General features: G+C 39.0%; 14 protein-coding genes and 1 rRNA gene. 14 read left to right on the top strand and 1 reads right to left on the bottom strand.

The window, feature by feature from the left end; all coding sequences use genetic code 11:
- Positions 1-5 precede the first annotated feature (5 nt).
- The 12 genes from tilS to dusB all read left to right on the top strand — a co-directional run bounded on the left by tilS (position 6) and on the right by dusB (position 11,703).
- Positions 6-1,415: a tRNA lysidine(34) synthetase TilS gene (tilS, locus tag NST98_RS12275; RefSeq protein ID WP_340715231.1), complete on the top strand. Its 1,410-nt coding sequence runs from the start codon at positions 6-8 to the stop codon at positions 1,413-1,415.
- 121 nt (positions 1,416-1,536) lie between these two features.
- Positions 1,537-2,079, top strand: coding sequence for a hypoxanthine phosphoribosyltransferase (gene hpt / locus NST98_RS12270; protein ID WP_016838833.1), 543 nt, complete (start codon positions 1,537-1,539; stop codon positions 2,077-2,079).
- 134 nt (positions 2,080-2,213) lie between these two features.
- Positions 2,214-4,265, top strand: a complete 2,052-nt coding sequence (gene ftsH / locus NST98_RS12265) for an ATP-dependent zinc metalloprotease FtsH (protein ID WP_340715230.1) — start codon at positions 2,214-2,216, stop codon at positions 4,263-4,265.
- Positions 4,266-4,737: 472 nt separating this feature from the next.
- Entirely contained in the window at positions 4,738-4,887 is a 150-nt protein-coding gene (locus tag NST98_RS12260; protein ID WP_340714173.1) for a hypothetical protein, read from the top strand.
- Positions 4,888-5,033: 146 nt separating this feature from the next.
- Positions 5,034-5,801 (top strand): type III pantothenate kinase, encoded by a 768-nt coding sequence (locus NST98_RS12255; RefSeq protein WP_016838831.1) that lies wholly within the window; start codon positions 5,034-5,036, stop codon positions 5,799-5,801.
- Between the two features lie 16 nt (positions 5,802-5,817).
- On the top strand, positions 5,818-6,705 hold the full coding sequence (gene hslO, locus NST98_RS12250; protein ID WP_339289480.1) for an Hsp33 family molecular chaperone HslO: 888 nt from the start codon (positions 5,818-5,820) through the stop codon (positions 6,703-6,705).
- Positions 6,683-7,630, top strand: a complete 948-nt coding sequence (locus NST98_RS12245; protein ID WP_340715229.1) for a peptidyl-prolyl cis-trans isomerase — start codon at positions 6,683-6,685, stop codon at positions 7,628-7,630. Before hslO ends, NST98_RS12245 begins: the two co-directional genes overlap by 23 nt.
- A gap of 119 nt (positions 7,631-7,749) precedes the next feature.
- Positions 7,750-8,679, top strand: a complete 930-nt coding sequence (gene cysK / locus NST98_RS12240) for a cysteine synthase A (RefSeq protein ID WP_340715228.1) — start codon at positions 7,750-7,752, stop codon at positions 8,677-8,679.
- Between the two features lie 181 nt (positions 8,680-8,860).
- Positions 8,861-9,724 (top strand): dihydropteroate synthase, encoded by an 864-nt coding sequence (gene folP, locus NST98_RS12235; protein ID WP_340715227.1) that lies wholly within the window; start codon positions 8,861-8,863, stop codon positions 9,722-9,724.
- A gap of 19 nt (positions 9,725-9,743) precedes the next feature.
- Complete coding sequence (gene folB / locus NST98_RS12230) at positions 9,744-10,115, top strand: dihydroneopterin aldolase (protein ID WP_016838826.1); 372 nt, start codon at positions 9,744-9,746, stop codon at positions 10,113-10,115.
- The gene (gene folK, locus NST98_RS12225) at positions 10,105-10,608 is read left to right on the top strand and encodes a 2-amino-4-hydroxy-6-hydroxymethyldihydropteridine diphosphokinase (RefSeq protein ID WP_340715226.1); all 504 of its coding nucleotides are present in this window, start codon (positions 10,105-10,107) and stop codon (positions 10,606-10,608) included. The genes folB and folK overlap by 11 nt, the downstream gene beginning before the upstream one ends.
- A gap of 78 nt (positions 10,609-10,686) precedes the next feature.
- Positions 10,687-11,703, top strand: coding sequence for a tRNA dihydrouridine synthase DusB (dusB, locus tag NST98_RS12220; protein WP_340715225.1), 1,017 nt, complete (start codon positions 10,687-10,689; stop codon positions 11,701-11,703).
- Positions 11,704-11,794: 91 nt separating this feature from the next.
- Here the strand turns inward: dusB and NST98_RS12215 are convergent, their stop codons facing one another.
- Positions 11,795-12,271: a DinB family protein gene (locus NST98_RS12215; protein WP_340704767.1), complete on the bottom strand. Its 477-nt coding sequence runs from the start codon at positions 12,269-12,271 to the stop codon at positions 11,795-11,797.
- A gap of 192 nt (positions 12,272-12,463) precedes the next feature.
- On the opposite strand from NST98_RS12215, the gene lysS reads away from it, so the two are divergent.
- Together lysS and NST98_RS12205 are read left to right on the top strand one after the other, a co-directional pair.
- Complete coding sequence (gene lysS, locus NST98_RS12210) at positions 12,464-13,963, top strand: lysine--tRNA ligase (protein WP_340715224.1); 1,500 nt, start codon at positions 12,464-12,466, stop codon at positions 13,961-13,963.
- Positions 13,964-14,570: 607 nt separating this feature from the next.
- Positions 14,571-16,123 (top strand): 16S ribosomal RNA (locus NST98_RS12205).
- Positions 16,124-16,261: the final 138 nt, after the last annotated feature.

The following is a 16,261-nucleotide window of genomic DNA, read 5'->3' as shown; positions in this document are numbered from 1 at the left end:
AGAAGATGGTAACTTTTGAGAAAAAAGTGCAAAATTTTATAGCAGAACAACAATTAGTTGAAGCGGGAGACCGTCTTCTCATCGCTTGTTCTGGTGGCGTTGATTCTATGGCATTGCTTCATTTTTTTATTCAATTACAAGAACAATGTAAAGTTGATTTATATGTTGCTCATGTGGACCATATGTTGAGAGGGAAAGCTTCTTATGAAGATCGGCTATTTGTGGAACAGTTTTGCAGAGAACATGGGATTCCGATTTTTAGCACAAGCATCCCCATTCCAGATTTGTTGGAAAAAGAGGGTGGGAATTCTCAAGCAATTTGTCGCAGAGAGCGGTATGCATTTTTTGCAAACATCATGAAACAATACAACATCAATAAGCTAGTGACAGCTCATCATGCGGATGATCAGTTGGAAACTATGCTGATGTCTCTTGCAAGATCCGGAAACGTCAATGGGTTCAAAGGCATTTCCGCAAAACGAGCGTTTTCGGTTGGCGCTATAATCCGTCCTTTTTTAGTGGTTACAAAAGAAGAAATAACAAATTATTTACAGGAAAAAGGCGGTTCCTTCCGAGAAGACGCGAGCAATATGAAAGATGATTATACTCGAAATCGATTCCGACATCATATTATTCCATTGTTAAAAAACGAAAATAAACAGGTGGCAATTCATGCGGTTCAATTAGCGGAAAATTTGCAACAAGATGACGAATTTTTACTTGAACTCGCAAAAAAACGCTTTTCCTCAGTTGTAGAAAAAATGGAGGATCGTTTTGTACTACATATTCGTCCATTTCAAAAAGAGCCACTTGCTTTACAAAGAAGAATCATTTTAATACTATTAAACTATCTTTATCAACCTTCAGACAACCAAAGTTACGCTATTTATAGTAATATTTTGGAATTATGTAAGTCCCAAGAAGGGAACGCAACAATTCATTTACCAAACCAAATTATTGCAAATAGAAGTTATGGCGACATTGCATTCTTTAAATATCAAACATCCAATAATGAAGAAGACTATATTCAACAAATCAAAATTGGGGAATGGAACGTTTTAAATGGTTTTCGTTTATACATAGGAAAACTCTCTGATGAAACGGGTTGCCAACAAAATGATATAGCCGCATATTATTTCAATTCCAACGCAATTGCTTTTCCTCTTAAGGTTCGGAAGCGAAAAGAAGGTGATCGAATTCAGTTAAACGGAATGCAAGCGCCGAAACGATTATCCCGCCTTTTTATTGATGAAAAAATCCCTTTAATTGAAAGAGACGATTGGCCAATACTTGTAGATTCAAATGAAGAAATTTTATCGGTATTAGGTGTTCGGGCTAATCATCAATTTTCAAGAACAAAAAGAATTGATGATAATATGGTAATGATAGTTGAAAAAGTTCCTTACAACAAATAAGGTAAATTTTATAAAATATTTTTTAAAAATGGCTATAATTCATGTAAAGAGAATTTTGCCATCAATTAAATAATTTTTTAACAAATAATTTTTCAACGCTGTTTAGGAGGAACATTACATTATGATCGAAAAGGATATCGAAAAAATACTAATTACTGAAGAACAAATTCAAGAAAGAATCGCAGAAATTGGCGCCCAGTTAACGGAAGAATATAAAGATAAGTTTCCATTAGCAATCGGTGTATTAAAAGGTGCAGTACCTTTTATGGCAGATTTAATAAAACGTTTTGAATCATATATTGAAATAGACTTTATGGATGTTTCAAGCTATGGAAATGCAACCGTTTCTTCAGGAGAGGTAAAAATCTTAAAAGATTTAAATACGAGTGTAGAAGGTCGGGATGTCATTATCATCGAAGATATCATAGATAGCGGCTTAACACTAAGTTATTTAGTAGACTTATTTAAATATCGAAAAGCAAATTCCATTAAAATTGTTACATTATTAGATAAACCGTCTGGCCGTAAAGTGGACTTAAAAGCTGATATTGTTGGTTTTGAAGTTCCAGATGGATTTGTCGTAGGTTATGGTTTAGACTATGCAGAAAAATACCGAAACCTACCATATATTGGTATATTAAAAAGTGAAGTTTATTCCTTTTAATGTAAGTATTTTTGTATAAATAACGACAAAAATGTAAAAAGGCTACATTATCAGTGCTTTTCATTGTATGATGAAATAATGGTATGTTAAGATTTTACTTATAGTTTTTGTGTTAAGTTGTGAGGAGGCTGGGGATGAATCGAATATTTCGATACACCATACTTTATTTGTTAATTTTTCTTGTGGTGATAGGTATTTTCGGTACCTTTAATGGAGGTGCAACGCCTTCAAAGGAATTAACGTATGATGAGTTTATTAATGCTTTAGAGACAGGGAAAATAAAATCGTTAAATATTCAGCCAGATGCGGGTGTTCTAGTTGGTGAAGGTGAGTTAACAGGAAATGAAGAACAAACTTTCACTGTAAACCTTCCTCAAAACAACCCGGCGCTGATGGAGAAGATAGACAATGCAATTAAAAATTCGAAAATAAGTTTTATACCAGCCCCTGAATCGAGCGCATGGGTTCAATTCTTCACGGGAATCATTCCATTCATTATCATTATCATTTTATTCTTCTTCCTCTTGAGTCAAACTCAAGGCGGAGGCAATAAAGTGATGAACTTCGGTAAAAGTAAAGCGAAACTTTATGATTCTGAAAAGAAAAAAGTTCGCTTTGATGACGTTGCAGGGGCAGATGAAGAGAAGGCCGAATTGGTAGAAGTAGTGGAATTCTTAAAAGACCATCGCAAGTTTACAGAAATGGGGGCACGTATTCCGAAAGGTATTTTATTAGTAGGTCCTCCAGGTACTGGTAAAACATTGCTTGCTAGGGCTGTTGCTGGAGAAGCTGGTGTTCCTTTCTTCTCTATTTCCGGTTCCGACTTCGTAGAAATGTTTGTCGGTGTCGGTGCGTCCCGCGTTCGTGACTTATTTGAAAATGCGAAGAAAAACGCGCCATGTATCATCTTTATTGATGAGATTGATGCGGTTGGACGACAACGTGGTGCGGGTCTTGGTGGAGGTCACGATGAGCGTGAACAAACATTGAACCAATTGCTAGTTGAAATGGACGGTTTTGGTGTAAATGAAGGAATTATCATTATCGCTGCTACAAACCGACCAGATATTTTAGATAAAGCTTTATTACGTCCTGGTCGCTTTGACCGACAAATTACTGTGGGATACCCAGATGTAAAAGGTCGAGAAGCGATTCTGAAAGTTCATGCACGCAATAAACGATTGGCGGAAGAAGTAGATTTAAAAGCTGTTGCCCAAAGAACTCCAGGTTTTGCTGGTGCAGATTTAGAAAACTTATTAAACGAAGCAGCCTTAGTTGCTACACGTAAAGGGAAACGAAAAATTTATATGGATGATATCGACGAAGCAAGTGACCGAGTGATTGCCGGTCCAGCGAAAACGAGCCGTACTTATACACCAAAAGAGAAAAAACTCGTTGCATATCACGAAGCAGGTCACGTTGTCATCGGTTTAACGCTTGATTCTGCTGAAAAAGTTCATAAAGTAACCATTGTTCCGCGAGGCCAAGCGGGCGGTTATGCTATCATGCTTCCGAAAGAAGAACGTTTCTTCCAAACGAAAGAAGAATTGCTGGATCGCATTACTGGTTTGCTTGGTGGTCGTGCGGCAGAGGAAATTGTATTAGGAGAAGTATCCACTGGTGCTCATAACGACTTCCAAAAAGTAACGAATATTGCTCGCCGAATGGTTACAGAGTTTGGTATGAGCGAAAAGCTTGGCCAACTTCAATTTGGATCATCACAAGGTGGAAATGTATTTTTAGGTCGAGATTTTAATACAGACCAAAATTACTCTGAAGCCATCGCTTTTGAAATCGATAAAGAAATGCAAAAAATTGTGAATGAGCAATATGAACGAGCGAAACGCATATTGACAGAGAAGCGTGATTTGCTAGATTTAATCGCTCAAGCTTTATTGGAGCATGAAACATTAAATGCTGAGCAAATCGAACACTTACGTGATTACGGATGCCTTCCAGAAAAAACAGAAGAAGAAGAAGCTGAGACAATCAAAATCACAACAGTAGAGCCGAAGCAATTCGACGACGAGAACAAAGAGAGTGAAGAGCCTAAAGAAGTTACTGTAGAAAAATCTGGCTCTGTTCAAATTCATCAAGAGGCAGCTGGTGAAGAAAAAGCTCCGACAACAGATGATTTACCTAAAGAAAATTCTACGGATAGTTTGAATGAAGGTAAAAAGGAATAATGAATACTTGATAAAAGTAGTGTCAGAAATTTTCTGACGCTACTTTTTTCGTGCGCCCGGCATGTACATGAACTATAGGGTGTAAGTCCCGAACCCCGAAGACAGAAGTAGAGGTTAGCCAAGAGCAAGGGTGTCCGTGGTGACGCGGAATCTGAAGGAAGCTGGAGGCAAAACACCGGTCCGAGGAACACGAACCTCATATAAGGCTAGGTATGATTGAGTGAGTTTGCGAAACAAAACAAAGCTCTTTCTGTCGAAGGTCATATCGAGTAAATGAGGCGGATAGATGGTGTGAAAGTGCATGTACTTACCCGGGGAGGTCTGGCGGATAGGTGAAGTACGCTTCATAACCTACTTAGTGATAAGTAGCTGAACCGTCAGAAGTCAGCAGAGGTCATAGTATTAGTTGGTCTAGAACAACTGAGAAGGACCGAACAATTAAGAGAGAATAGCCCTTGGCATTCAGTGAGTCATGATGAACACAGAAAACGTAGTACCTCACTTGAGGAAGGAAGCGGTGAATCCCGTGGAAGACCTCTTGGAGGGTGGAGTGACCACTGGCATAAAGAGAACAGCTATTCACGGAAGTTATATAAAGACTTGCGTCAATCATCTTAATTGAACCGCCGTATACGGAACCGTACGTACGGTGGTGTGAGAGGACGGGAGTTAATCGCTCCCTCCTACTCGATGTTACAGGTTAATCTTTTTGAGGTAACTACATGCAATATGGTATGATTTCATCAAACGAAAATGGAAGTGGTTTTAGTGATATTAGTCATTGACGTAGGAAACTCAAAAATTTCTGTAGGAGTTTATCAAGATGAGCAATTGATTCATCATTGGAAAATGGAGACGGAGAAAAATAAAACTTCCGATGAATATGCAATGCATTTATATGCCTTTTTTAACTATGCTGGAATCGCCTTTAGCGATATTCGTGGCATTATTATTTCTTCCGTTGTTCCTCCTATTATGTATGTATTAGAAGAAATGTGCCGAAATTATTTTCACATTAAACCCCTTGTCGTAGGGCCTGGCATCAAAACAGGATTAAACATCGCTTGTGATAATCCGCGGGAAGTGGGTACAGACCGAATTGTCAATGCAGTTGCTGCCGTACATGAATATGGCACAAGGCCGCTTATTGTAGTAGACTTTGGGACGGCTATTACTTTTAGTTACATAAATGAGAAAGGGCATTATATGGGAGGGGCCATAACTCCTGGCGTAAGGATTTCTTTGGATGCACTATTTACAAAGGCATCCAAATTGCCACGAGTAGAAATTACAAAGCCGTTTGACATTATCGGAAAAAATACAATCACCTCCATTCAATCGGGAGTTTTTTATGGCTTTATTGGCATGGTTGAGGGAATTGTAAGCCGTATGAAAGAGCAAAGTAAGATTGAACCTTTAGTTATTGCAACTGGAGGTCTTGCAGAATTTTTTTCAAATGAGACAAAACTTATTGATGTAGTAGACAAGTTTTTAACTTTAAAAGGTTTATATATCATTTATAAAAGAAATCATTAAAGAGAGGAAATTTGTTATGGAAGATTATTTAGTAAAAGCTTTAGGATTTGATGGAAAAGTTCGTGCATATGCGGTGCGTTCAACGAATACTGTTGGGGAAGCACAAAAAAGACATAATACATGGCCTACCGCTACTGCTGCCCTAGGTCGCGCATTGACTGCTGGAGCTATGATGGGATCAATGATGAATGCCGATGATAAGATTACAATTAAAATCGAAGGTGGAGGTCCAATTGGTATTATATTGATAGATGCAAACGGAAAAGGAGAAGTAAGGGGATATGTCACGAACCCACAAACTCATTTCCCGTTAAATGAAGTTGGAAAACTAGATGTACGTCGTGCAGTTGGAACGAATGGAAACATTACGATTGTAAAAGACTTAGGTTTGAGAGAAATGTTTACAGGTCAAACCCCAATCGTTTCAGGAGAAATTGCTGAAGACTTCACTTATTATTATGCAGTATCAGAACAAGTTCCTTCATCAGTAGGATTAGGTGTACTGGTGAACACGGATAATTCCGTGCTTGCAGCTGGAGGATTTATTATTCAATTATTACCAGGATGCGATGATGAAACAATTGAAACAATTGAAAACCACTTAAAATCCGTTGAACCGATTTCGAAAATGATTGAAAAAGGTTATACCCCTGAACAAATATTAGATGCAGTATTAGGAGAAGGAAATGTAAAAGTGTTAGAAACTATGCCTGTTCAATTTAACTGTGGATGTTCAAAAGAGCGTTTTGGAGTGGCTATTAAGTCACTAGGTGTACAAGAAATTCAAGAAATGATTGATGAAGATGGAGGAGCAGAAGCGGAGTGCCACTTCTGTTTAGAAAAATATCATTATAGCCAAGAGGAGCTAGAAGGTTTTATCCGTGAGATCGAGGCAAAAAATTAACCAACCTACGACTCAACATACGCCACTATCAAAACGCCGATTAAAAACAAAACCTGTACTCACATTACTTGCGATTTTATTTGTTGGGAATATTTTTTGGTTTGTTCTTTGGTTATTTGCATTAGGTGGAGATGAAGAAGCTGGCGACGATGAAACTATCGTCGCTAGCGTTGATGGTGAAAATATTACTCGCCTGCAATGGATGGCTGAAATGGAACGTTATTATGGAAAAGATACATTGCAGCGCATGGTGAATCAAAAAGTAATGGAAAAGGCTGCGAAAGAATATAGCATTGACGTGACTGAGGATGAAATTGATTTAGAGCTATCCCTTATGGTTTCTTCCAGCGAAATGGATTCAACGTTGCAACAATTAGGAGAGAAGGAACTTAAAGAGCAAATTAAGTCCCAGCTGATTTTAGAGAAAGTATTAACAAAAGATATTATTATTGATGAAAAAGAGCTTGAATCTTATTATGAAGAAAATGAATCGTTATATAATATTCCAACGACGTACCGAGCAAAATTAATTGTTGTGAATACGAAAGATGAAGCAGAAAGTGTTTTAAAAGAACTGAATGAAGGTTCTGATTTTTCGCTATTAGCTCGGGAACGTTCTGTTGAACAAGTTTCGGCAAGTCTCGGGGGAGATATTGGCTATATTACGAATCAATCCAATGTAGATCCAGCTATACTGAAAGCGCTTCAAAAACTAAATAAAAATGAAATTAGCAAGCCTGTTTTATTAAGAGACGGCCGATATGGAATTGTTCAATTACATGAAAAAATGGAAGGAAGATCTTTCCCTTATGGAGAGGTAAAAGATCATATTAAAAGGGGGTTAGCGATGGAGCAACTGTCATCATCCATTACCCCGGAAATGTTTTGGAAAGAATTTGATGTGACATGGTTCTATGGTGAATAATGATTAAAAATTTTACAAATTTTCACTCTCATTTTCATTGACAACAAACGATTAGTAGGGTTAATATTAAAACAAGAAAAACCTATAAAAATAGTCGGTATTATGAAAGGGGAACCGTGATGAGTAAATTATATAATTCTATTACAGAATTAGTTGGTCGCACACCAATCGTGAAGTTAAACCGTGCTACAACTGAAGATGAAGGAACTGTTTGGGTAAAATTAGAATATTTTAACCCAGGAAGCTCTGTTAAAGATCGTATTGCTTTAGCGATGATTGAAGCGGCAGAAAGAGATGGACGACTAAAACCAGGTGGAACAATTATTGAACCAACTTCAGGAAACACTGGAATTGGACTTGCGATGATTGCAGCAGCAAAAGGTTATCGCGCTATTTTAGTAATGCCTGAAACTATGAGTATTGAACGTCGTAAATTACTTCGTGCATATGGTGCTGAATTAGTATTAACACCTGGTCCTGAAGGAATGAAAGGCGCAATTGCTAAAGCAACAGCACTTGCAGAAGAAAATGGTTATTTCATGCCGCAACAATTTGAAAACCCTGCAAATGCAGAAATCCACCGCTTAACAACAGGTCCGGAAATAGTGGAAGCATTTGAAGGTGTGCAATTAGACGCATTTGTTGCTGGGGTAGGTACAGGTGGTACAATCACAGGTGCAGGTGCTGTATTAAAAGAAAAATATCCAAACATTGAAATTATTGCAGTTGAACCGAAAGACTCTCCGGTTTTATCTGGCGGAAATCCAGGTTCCCATAAAATTCAGGGTATTGGAGCAGGTTTCGTACCAAAAGTGTTAAATACAGAAATTTACGATTCTGTATTCCAAGTTGATAACGAAACAGCATTCGAAACAGCTCGTAAAGTAGGTCGTGAAGAAGGTATTTTATGCGGTATTTCATCAGGTGCTGCTATTCACGCTGCAATTCAAACTGCAAAACGTTTAGGCAAAGGTTCTAACGTATTAGCGATTGTTCCATCTAATGGTGAACGCTATTTATCGACAGCTTTATACAATTTCGAAGACTAATAAGAAACGGCATTGTCCTTTTGGATGATGCCGATTTTGTTTGACGAAAAACATGTTAAATGATTACAACGAATTTTAGATTTAAAAGTATTGAGTGCTTTGACTTTGAAAATGATATACTTGTTTAGAATGTAATGAAGGTGAATGAGTAGTCCTCTTATCGATAAAGGAGTGTACGAAGATGTTATCGAAATACAGTAAACCGTTAACAATTAATAATATAGAGCTCGATTATACAAAAGAAACTTTTGTGATGGGGATTTTAAATGTGACACCCGATTCTTTTTCTGACGGGGGAAAGTATAATTCAATCGATGCCGCAATTGCACATGCGAAACAGATGGTTCAGGAAGGTGCGAAGATTATTGATGTGGGTGGAGAATCGACACGACCTGGTTATACTCGTATTCCTGATGAAGAAGAGATTGCTCGTGTCGTGCCAGTGATTAAAGCTTTGAGAGAAGAAGTACCTGCCATTATATCAATTGATACTTACAAATCAGCGGTTGCTCGTGCGGCATTGGAAGCTGGTGCCCATATCATTAATGATATTTGGGGCGCGAAGGCAGATCCGGAAATGGCCAAAGTGGCTTTTGAATATAATGCACCTATCATTCTAATGCATAATCGAGAGAACACGAATTACAAAAATTACTTCGAAGATTTTTTAAATGATTTAAAAGAAAGTATTGATATTGTGAAAACGGCTGGTGTTCCAGACGAGCATATCATACTTGATCCGGGAATAGGGTTTGTGAAAAACTTGCAGCAAAGTATTGAAACGATGCAACGATTAGATGAACTTGCAGAATGGGGATACCCCGTTTTGTTGGGGACTTCGAGAAAACGAATGATTGGCACTATTTTAGATGTTCCATTACATGAAAGAGTAGAAGGTACTGCGGCGACATGTGCATATGGTGTCATGAAAGGTTGTCATATTGTTCGAGTGCATGATGTAAAAGAAATAGCAAGAACCGTGAAAATGATTGATGCATTAATGGGGAAATTTGAAGTGAAGAATGAACTTCCTGAGAGACACTAATTTCGATAGGAGGTCTATTATGGACTATATACATTTGCGAGATATGCAATTTTATGGATATCACGGTGTATTACCTGAAGAAACAATGTTAGGGCAGCGTTTTCGAGTTACAGTATCTCTTGCGGTCAATACGAAAAAGGCAGGGGAAACAGACGACCTGCAATATACAGTGAATTATGTAGAAGTGTATGAATTATGCAAATCAATCATGGAAGGAGAGCCCTTCCAATTAATTGAAGCAGCTGCAGAAACCATTGCTTCATCAATCTTACAAAAATATGAAGGACAAGTGTTTGGATGCAAAGTGGAACTAATCAAACCAGATCCACCTATTCCAGGCCATTATAAAGAAGTAGCTGTTGAAATAGTAAGGGGTCATTATGGTGAATGATGTTTATTTATCTTTAGGTACAAACTTGGGAGAGCGGGAAAACAATTTAAAATCTGCCATTGATTTGCTTCAAAGTAAGGAGGGGATAAGGATAAAAAAAATATCCCCAATTTACGAAACGGTTCCAGTGGGGTATGTTGAACAGCCCTCTTTTTTAAACATTGCGATTTATGCACAAACAATACTCTCACCTATTGAATTGTTACAGACCTGTCAATTAATTGAAAATGATCTTGGTCGGGTTCGCAATATCCGCTGGGGGCCAAGAATTATTGACCTTGACATTTTATTATTTAATAACGACAATATTGAGTCAGAGAATTTAATCATTCCACATCCTCGAATGTTTGAAAGAGCTTTCGTATTGGTTCCGCTATTAGATATTGCATCTAAGCCATACTCGGAAAAGTTGATTCAAGCGGAAGCAGCATTAAAGAATATCAATCTTGAAAAAGAGGGCATTAAAAAGTGGAAGGATTATTTTTCTTTGTAACAATACGTATTACGCCACTCAACACTATGAAGTAGTGACGGATATAAAAAGACTTTTATGGGAAAGGAGGTATAGGCCATGGAAGAGAAAAAGCCGTTCCAAATAGGAGATATCGTGATGGCAAACCGTGTAGTACTAGCCCCAATGGCAGGAGTAAGTAACGTTGCTTTCCGGCTAACGGTTAAAGAATTCGGTGCGGGTCTTGTTTATGCTGAAATGATCAGTGATAAAGGACTTATTTTACGCAATAAAAAAACGTTAGATATGCTTTATATAGATGAAAGGGAAAAACCAATCGCCTTGCAAATCTTTGGGGGTGAAAAAGAAACCCTCGTTGAAGCGGCCAAATTTGTAGATCAACATACGAACGCGGATATTATTGACATCAATATGGGATGCCCTGTAAATAAAATTATTAAATGTGAAGCAGGAGCGAAGTGGTTACTGAATCCGGATAAAGTGTATGAAATGGTAGCGGCAGTTGTTGATTCGGTGGAGAAACCGGTGACGGTAAAAATGCGGATTGGTTGGGATGATGAACACATTTTTGCTGTTGAAAATGCCCAAGCGATTGAAAGAGCTGGCGGCAGTGCTGTAGCCGTTCATGGTCGTACAAGGGTTCAAATGTACGAAGGGAAAGCAAATTGGGAAATCATTCGCCAAGTGAAGGAAAATGTAAACATTCCTGTAATCGGTAATGGCGATGCAGAAACTCCACAAGATGCAAAACGAATGTTGGATGAGACGGGTGTAGACGCGGTGATGATTGGTCGAGCTGCGTTAGGAAATCCATGGATGATCTATCAAACCGTACAGTACCTCGAAACAGGTGAGTTAAAACCAGAGCCATCTGTTCAGGAAAAAATAAACGTTTGTTTATTACACTTTGATCGTTTGATAAAATTAAAAGGTGAATTTGTTGCCGTACGTGAAATGCGTAAACATGCAGCTTGGTATTTAAAAGGGATTCGTGGCAATGGCATTATCCGTAATGCGATTAATCAAGTTGAAACAGCCGAAGAACTGCGTGCAATTTTAAATAACGTGGTTGAACAAAGTGGAGAGCAACAAGAACGAGAGATGCATGTTGTGTGAAAACTAATGGTTACGATTATTGTGAAGGATTAATTAAGCAATATAAAAAGCCGTCTCAACAACTGAGGCGGCTTATCCTGAATTGGTAAGATTATGCGTTTGATTGTTCCTTTGTTGGTCCCATGACACCCGGTACAGGTAGGCCAGCTTGTCTTAATAATACTTGCATCTGTGCTCTGTGATGAGTTTGATGATCAATAAGCATGCGTAGTACTGCTCCAATCGCAGTAGGTTGTCCAATCATATCCACTTCTTTTTCTAATGAACTATCATCTAGTTTCTTAACCGCATTTACAACTTTTTCGTTTACTTTTTTATATTCGTCAATGATTTCTTTCATTGTAGATGGCGGTGTAGATGGATTGATTTGGACATTTAGTGATTGCCCTATCAATCCGCAAAAGAATAAAGGGGCATTTGTTAAGTGCCAGCTTAAAAATTCAAGAGAATTATGACCTTCAACAATAGCAACATGCTTTTTATCTTCCGTAATGGATTCCATAATTGCTATAGTACCCGCACTATTGTGTTGCCAATCTTTTATAAAATCGTCTATTTTACGATACATGGAAACACCTCTCTCAAAAAGTTGAATCTTTTATCTGAATATAAGAACATTATATACAAAAGTAGAAAAATTACCCTAATCAAAAATATAAGGGAACTAAAAAAATCTTTCAAAAATGATGAAGAGAAGATAGAAATTGTGTACAATAGATACATTGTGGACTATGAACAGAACGTTTTAAAATTATGAGGAGTGAAAGACGTGTCAAACATTGAAGAATTAAATGATCAACTTTTGGTGAGACGCCAAAAGTTAAGTGATATTCGTGAAAAAGGTATCGATCCATTTGGCCAACGTTTCGAGCGCACACACTTGTCTTCAGATGTTTTCAAACAATTTGATGTATTTACGAAAGAAGAACTAGAAGAAAAAAATGATGAAGTAGTCATCGCAGGTCGTATTATGACAAAACGTGGAAAAGGGAAAGCTGGTTTTGCCCACATTCAAGATTTGGCTGGCCAGATTCAAATTTATGTTCGTCAAGACCGAGTAGGCGATGAAGCATACGATTTATTTAAACATGCAGATTTAGGGGATATCGTGGGCATCCGCGGAGTTGTTTTCAGAACAAATGCAGGGGAGCTTTCCGTAAAAGCAAACGAATTTACTTTCCTAACGAAATCACTGCGCCCAATGCCTGAAAAATTCCATGGATTGCAAGATGTTGAACAACGTTATCGTCAACGCTACTTAGACTTGATGACGAATGCTGATAGCAAAGAGACGTTTATTACTCGTTCAAAAATTATTCGTTCTATTCGAAACTATTTAGATGGACAAGGTTATTTGGAAGTAGAGACGCCAATTTTACACACTGTTGCTGGAGGGGCAGCTGCTCGACCATTCATTACGCATCATAACGCATTAGATATGGATCTATATTTACGTATTGCATTAGAATTGCATTTAAAACGTTTAATTGTTGGCGGACTCGAAAAAGTATATGAAATAGGACGAGTGTTCCGAAATGAAGGTATTTCAACACGTCACAATCCAGAATTTACATTATTAGAGCTATACGGTGCTTATTTAGATTACCGAGATATTATGGAATTGACGGAAAATTTAATTTCTCATGTAGCACAAGAGGTGCTTGGTACAACGAAAATCCAATACGGTGAAGAAGAAATAGACCTTTCACCAGGATGGAAACGAGTGCATATGGTTGATGCAATTAAGGAAGTAACAGGGGTAGACTTCTGGCAACCTATGACATTAGAAGAAGCGAGAAGTTTAGCGAAAGAACACGGTGTGGAAATTCAAGAAATGCATGAAGTAGGACACATCATTAATGAGTTCTTCGAGCAAAAAGTAGAGGAAACATTAGTACAGCCAACATTCGTTTACGGACATCCTGTTGAAATTTCGCCATTAGCAAAGAAAAACCTAGAAGATGAACGCTTCACAGACCGTTTTGAATTATTTATCGTTCGTCGTGAACATGCAAATGCGTTTACAGAATTGAACGATCCAATCGATCAACGCGAACGTTTTGAAGCGCAACTAGCTGAAAAAGAAGCAGGAAATGACGAAGCACATGATATGGATGAAGATTTCATCGAGGCTTTAGAATATGGAATGCCTCCTACAGGTGGATTAGGTATCGGTATTGACCGATTAGTTATGTTACTAACCAATTCTCAATCCATTCGTGACGTATTATTATTCCCAACAATGCGTCCAAGAGATTAATTAGCTGGTTATAGAAAATTATTAGTTCAATCTATGGCTGTCTAGAAAATCTCTAGACAGCCAACTTTTTATAGACATGAAAGATGAAATCCTTAATCGCTTTCATTCAACGTAATTTTTTGTATTCCTAAATCTGTGGTTATTGTTGATTCATTAGTCTAATTCTTTTCTTACATCAGAATAGTGTGGGAGTTTTACATTATTTGATTTTATTTAGAGACCTTATATCATTTTTAGTTCAATGATATAAGGGGATATTGTTTTCAAACAATAAAAAAATTAAATGTAAAATAATTTATAACGCTAGATAAAAAATGTTGAAAAATATGTTGACATTTGATTAGGTAAGGTGATAATATATAAAAGCTGTCGCTAAGAGAAAGTAATTCTAATAAAGATCTTAACGAAAGTGATAAAAAATGAAAAAATCCAAAAAAGTTGTTGACGAAAAAAATAACAAACGATATAATAAAAGAGTTGTTTCAAAAAAGAAAAATGAACCTTGAAAACTGAACAACAAAACGTTAATGCAATAAATTATCTAGTTGTTAACCCTCGTTAACAAACTAGATTCGGATATTCAATTTTTGAGCAAATCAAATTTTCTTTTATGGAGAGTTTGATCCTGGCTCAGGACGAACGCTGGCGGCGTGCCTAATACATGCAAGTCGAGCGAACCAATTGAAAGCCTAGCTTTCATGAGGTTAGCGGCGGACGGGTGAGTAACACGTGGGTAACCTGCCCTATAGACTGGGATAACTCGCGGAAACGCGTGCTAATACCGGATAACACATCAAAGTGCATGCTTTGATGTTGAAAGATGGTTCTGCTATCACTATAGGATGGGCCCGCGGCGCATTAGCTTGTTGGTGGGGTAACGGCCTACCAAGGCGACGATGCGTAGCCGACCTGAGAGGGTGATCGGCCACACTGGGACTGAGACACGGCCCAGACTCCTACGGGAGGCAGCAGTAGGGAATCTTCCACAATGGGCGAAAGCCTGATGGAGCAACGCCGCGTGAGCGAAGAAGGTCTTCGGATCGTAAAGCTCTGTTGTAAGGGAAGAACAAGTGCAGTAGTAACTGGCTGCACCTTGACGGTACCTTACTAGAAAGCCACGGCTAACTACGTGCCAGCAGCCGCGGTAATACGTAGGTGGCAAGCGTTGTCCGGAATTATTGGGCGTAAAGCGCGCGCAGGCGGTTTCTTAAGTCTGATGTGAAAGCCCCCGGCTTAACCGGGGAGGGTCATTGGAAACTGGGAGACTTGAGTGCAGGAGAGGGAAGCGGAATTCCATGTGTAGCGGTGAAATGCGTAGAGATATGGAGGAACACCAGTGGCGAAGGCGGCTTCCTGGCCTGTAACTGACGCTGAGGCGCGAAAGCGTGGGGAGCAAACAGGATTAGATACCCTGGTAGTCCACGCCGTAAACGATGAGTGCTAAGTGTTAGGGGGTTTCCACCCCTTAGTGCTGCAGCTAACGCATTAAGCACTCCGCCTGGGGAGTACGGTCGCAAGACTGAAACTCAAAGGAATTGACGGGGGCCCGCACAAGCGGTGGAGCATGTGGTTTAATTCGAAGCAACGCGAAGAACCTTACCAGGTCTTGACATCCCGCTGACCGCTATGGAGACATAGCCTTCCCTTCGGGGACAGCGGTGACAGGTGGTGCATGGTTGTCGTCAGCTCGTGTCGTGAGATGTTGGGTTAAGTCCCGCAACGAGCGCAACCCTTGTCCTTAGTTGCCATCATTCAGTTGGGCACTCTAAGGAGACTGCCGTACAAATACGGAGGAAGGTGGGGATGACGTCAAATCATCATGCCCCTTATGACCTGGGCTACACACGTGCTACAATGGACGGTACAAACGGTCGCGAAGTCGCGAGACGGAGCCAATCCGAAAAAACCGTTCTCAGTTCGGATTGCAGGCTGCAACTCGCCTGCATGAAGCCGGAATCGCTAGTAATCGCGGATCAGCATGCCGCGGTGAATACGTTCCCGGGCCTTGTACACACCGCCCGTCACACCACGAGAGTCTGTAACACCCGAAGTCGGTGAGGTAACCCTTTCGGGAGCCAGCCGCCGAAGGTGGGACAGATGATTGGGGTGAAGTCGTAACAAGGTAGCCGTATCGGAAGGTGCGGCTGGATCACCTCCTTTCTAAGGATATTTACGGAAGCATTAGCGTTTTGTGTTCAGTTTTGAAGGTTTATGACCTTCAAAGTTATAGTGTTGTTCTTTGAAAACTGGATAAACGACATTGAAAGCAAGCAATTTACTGTAAAGCGCAAACAACTA

This window comes from Ureibacillus sp. FSL W8-0352 (assembly GCF_038004345.1).
Lineage (GTDB): Bacteria > Bacillota > Bacilli > Bacillales_A > Planococcaceae > Ureibacillus > Ureibacillus thermosphaericus.
This window is presented reverse-complemented; position numbering and strand designations above follow the sequence as displayed.

Excerpts from the sequence above, each read along its gene's own strand:
- folP (WP_340715227.1), top strand. The coding sequence starts at position 8,861 with ATGTTATCGAAATACAGTAAACCGTTAACAATTAATAATATAGAGCTC.
- folB (WP_016838826.1), top strand. The coding sequence starts at position 9,744 with ATGGACTATATACATTTGCGAGATATGCAATTTTATGGATATCACGGT.
- hslO (WP_339289480.1), top strand. The coding sequence starts at position 5,818 with ATGGAAGATTATTTAGTAAAAGCTTTAGGATTTGATGGAAAAGTTCGT.
- cysK (WP_340715228.1), top strand. The coding sequence starts at position 7,750 with ATGAGTAAATTATATAATTCTATTACAGAATTAGTTGGTCGCACACCA.
- ftsH (WP_340715230.1), top strand. The coding sequence starts at position 2,214 with ATGAATCGAATATTTCGATACACCATACTTTATTTGTTAATTTTTCTT.
- folK (WP_340715226.1), top strand. The coding sequence starts at position 10,105 with ATGGTGAATGATGTTTATTTATCTTTAGGTACAAACTTGGGAGAGCGG.
- NST98_RS12260 (WP_340714173.1), top strand. The coding sequence starts at position 4,738 with ATGATGAACACAGAAAACGTAGTACCTCACTTGAGGAAGGAAGCGGTG.
- NST98_RS12215 (WP_340704767.1), bottom strand. The coding sequence starts at position 12,271 with ATGTATCGTAAAATAGACGATTTTATAAAAGATTGGCAACACAATAGT.
- hpt (WP_016838833.1), top strand. The coding sequence starts at position 1,537 with ATGATCGAAAAGGATATCGAAAAAATACTAATTACTGAAGAACAAATT.
- tilS (WP_340715231.1), top strand. The coding sequence starts at position 6 with ATGGTAACTTTTGAGAAAAAAGTGCAAAATTTTATAGCAGAACAACAA.
- dusB (WP_340715225.1), top strand. The coding sequence starts at position 10,687 with ATGGAAGAGAAAAAGCCGTTCCAAATAGGAGATATCGTGATGGCAAAC.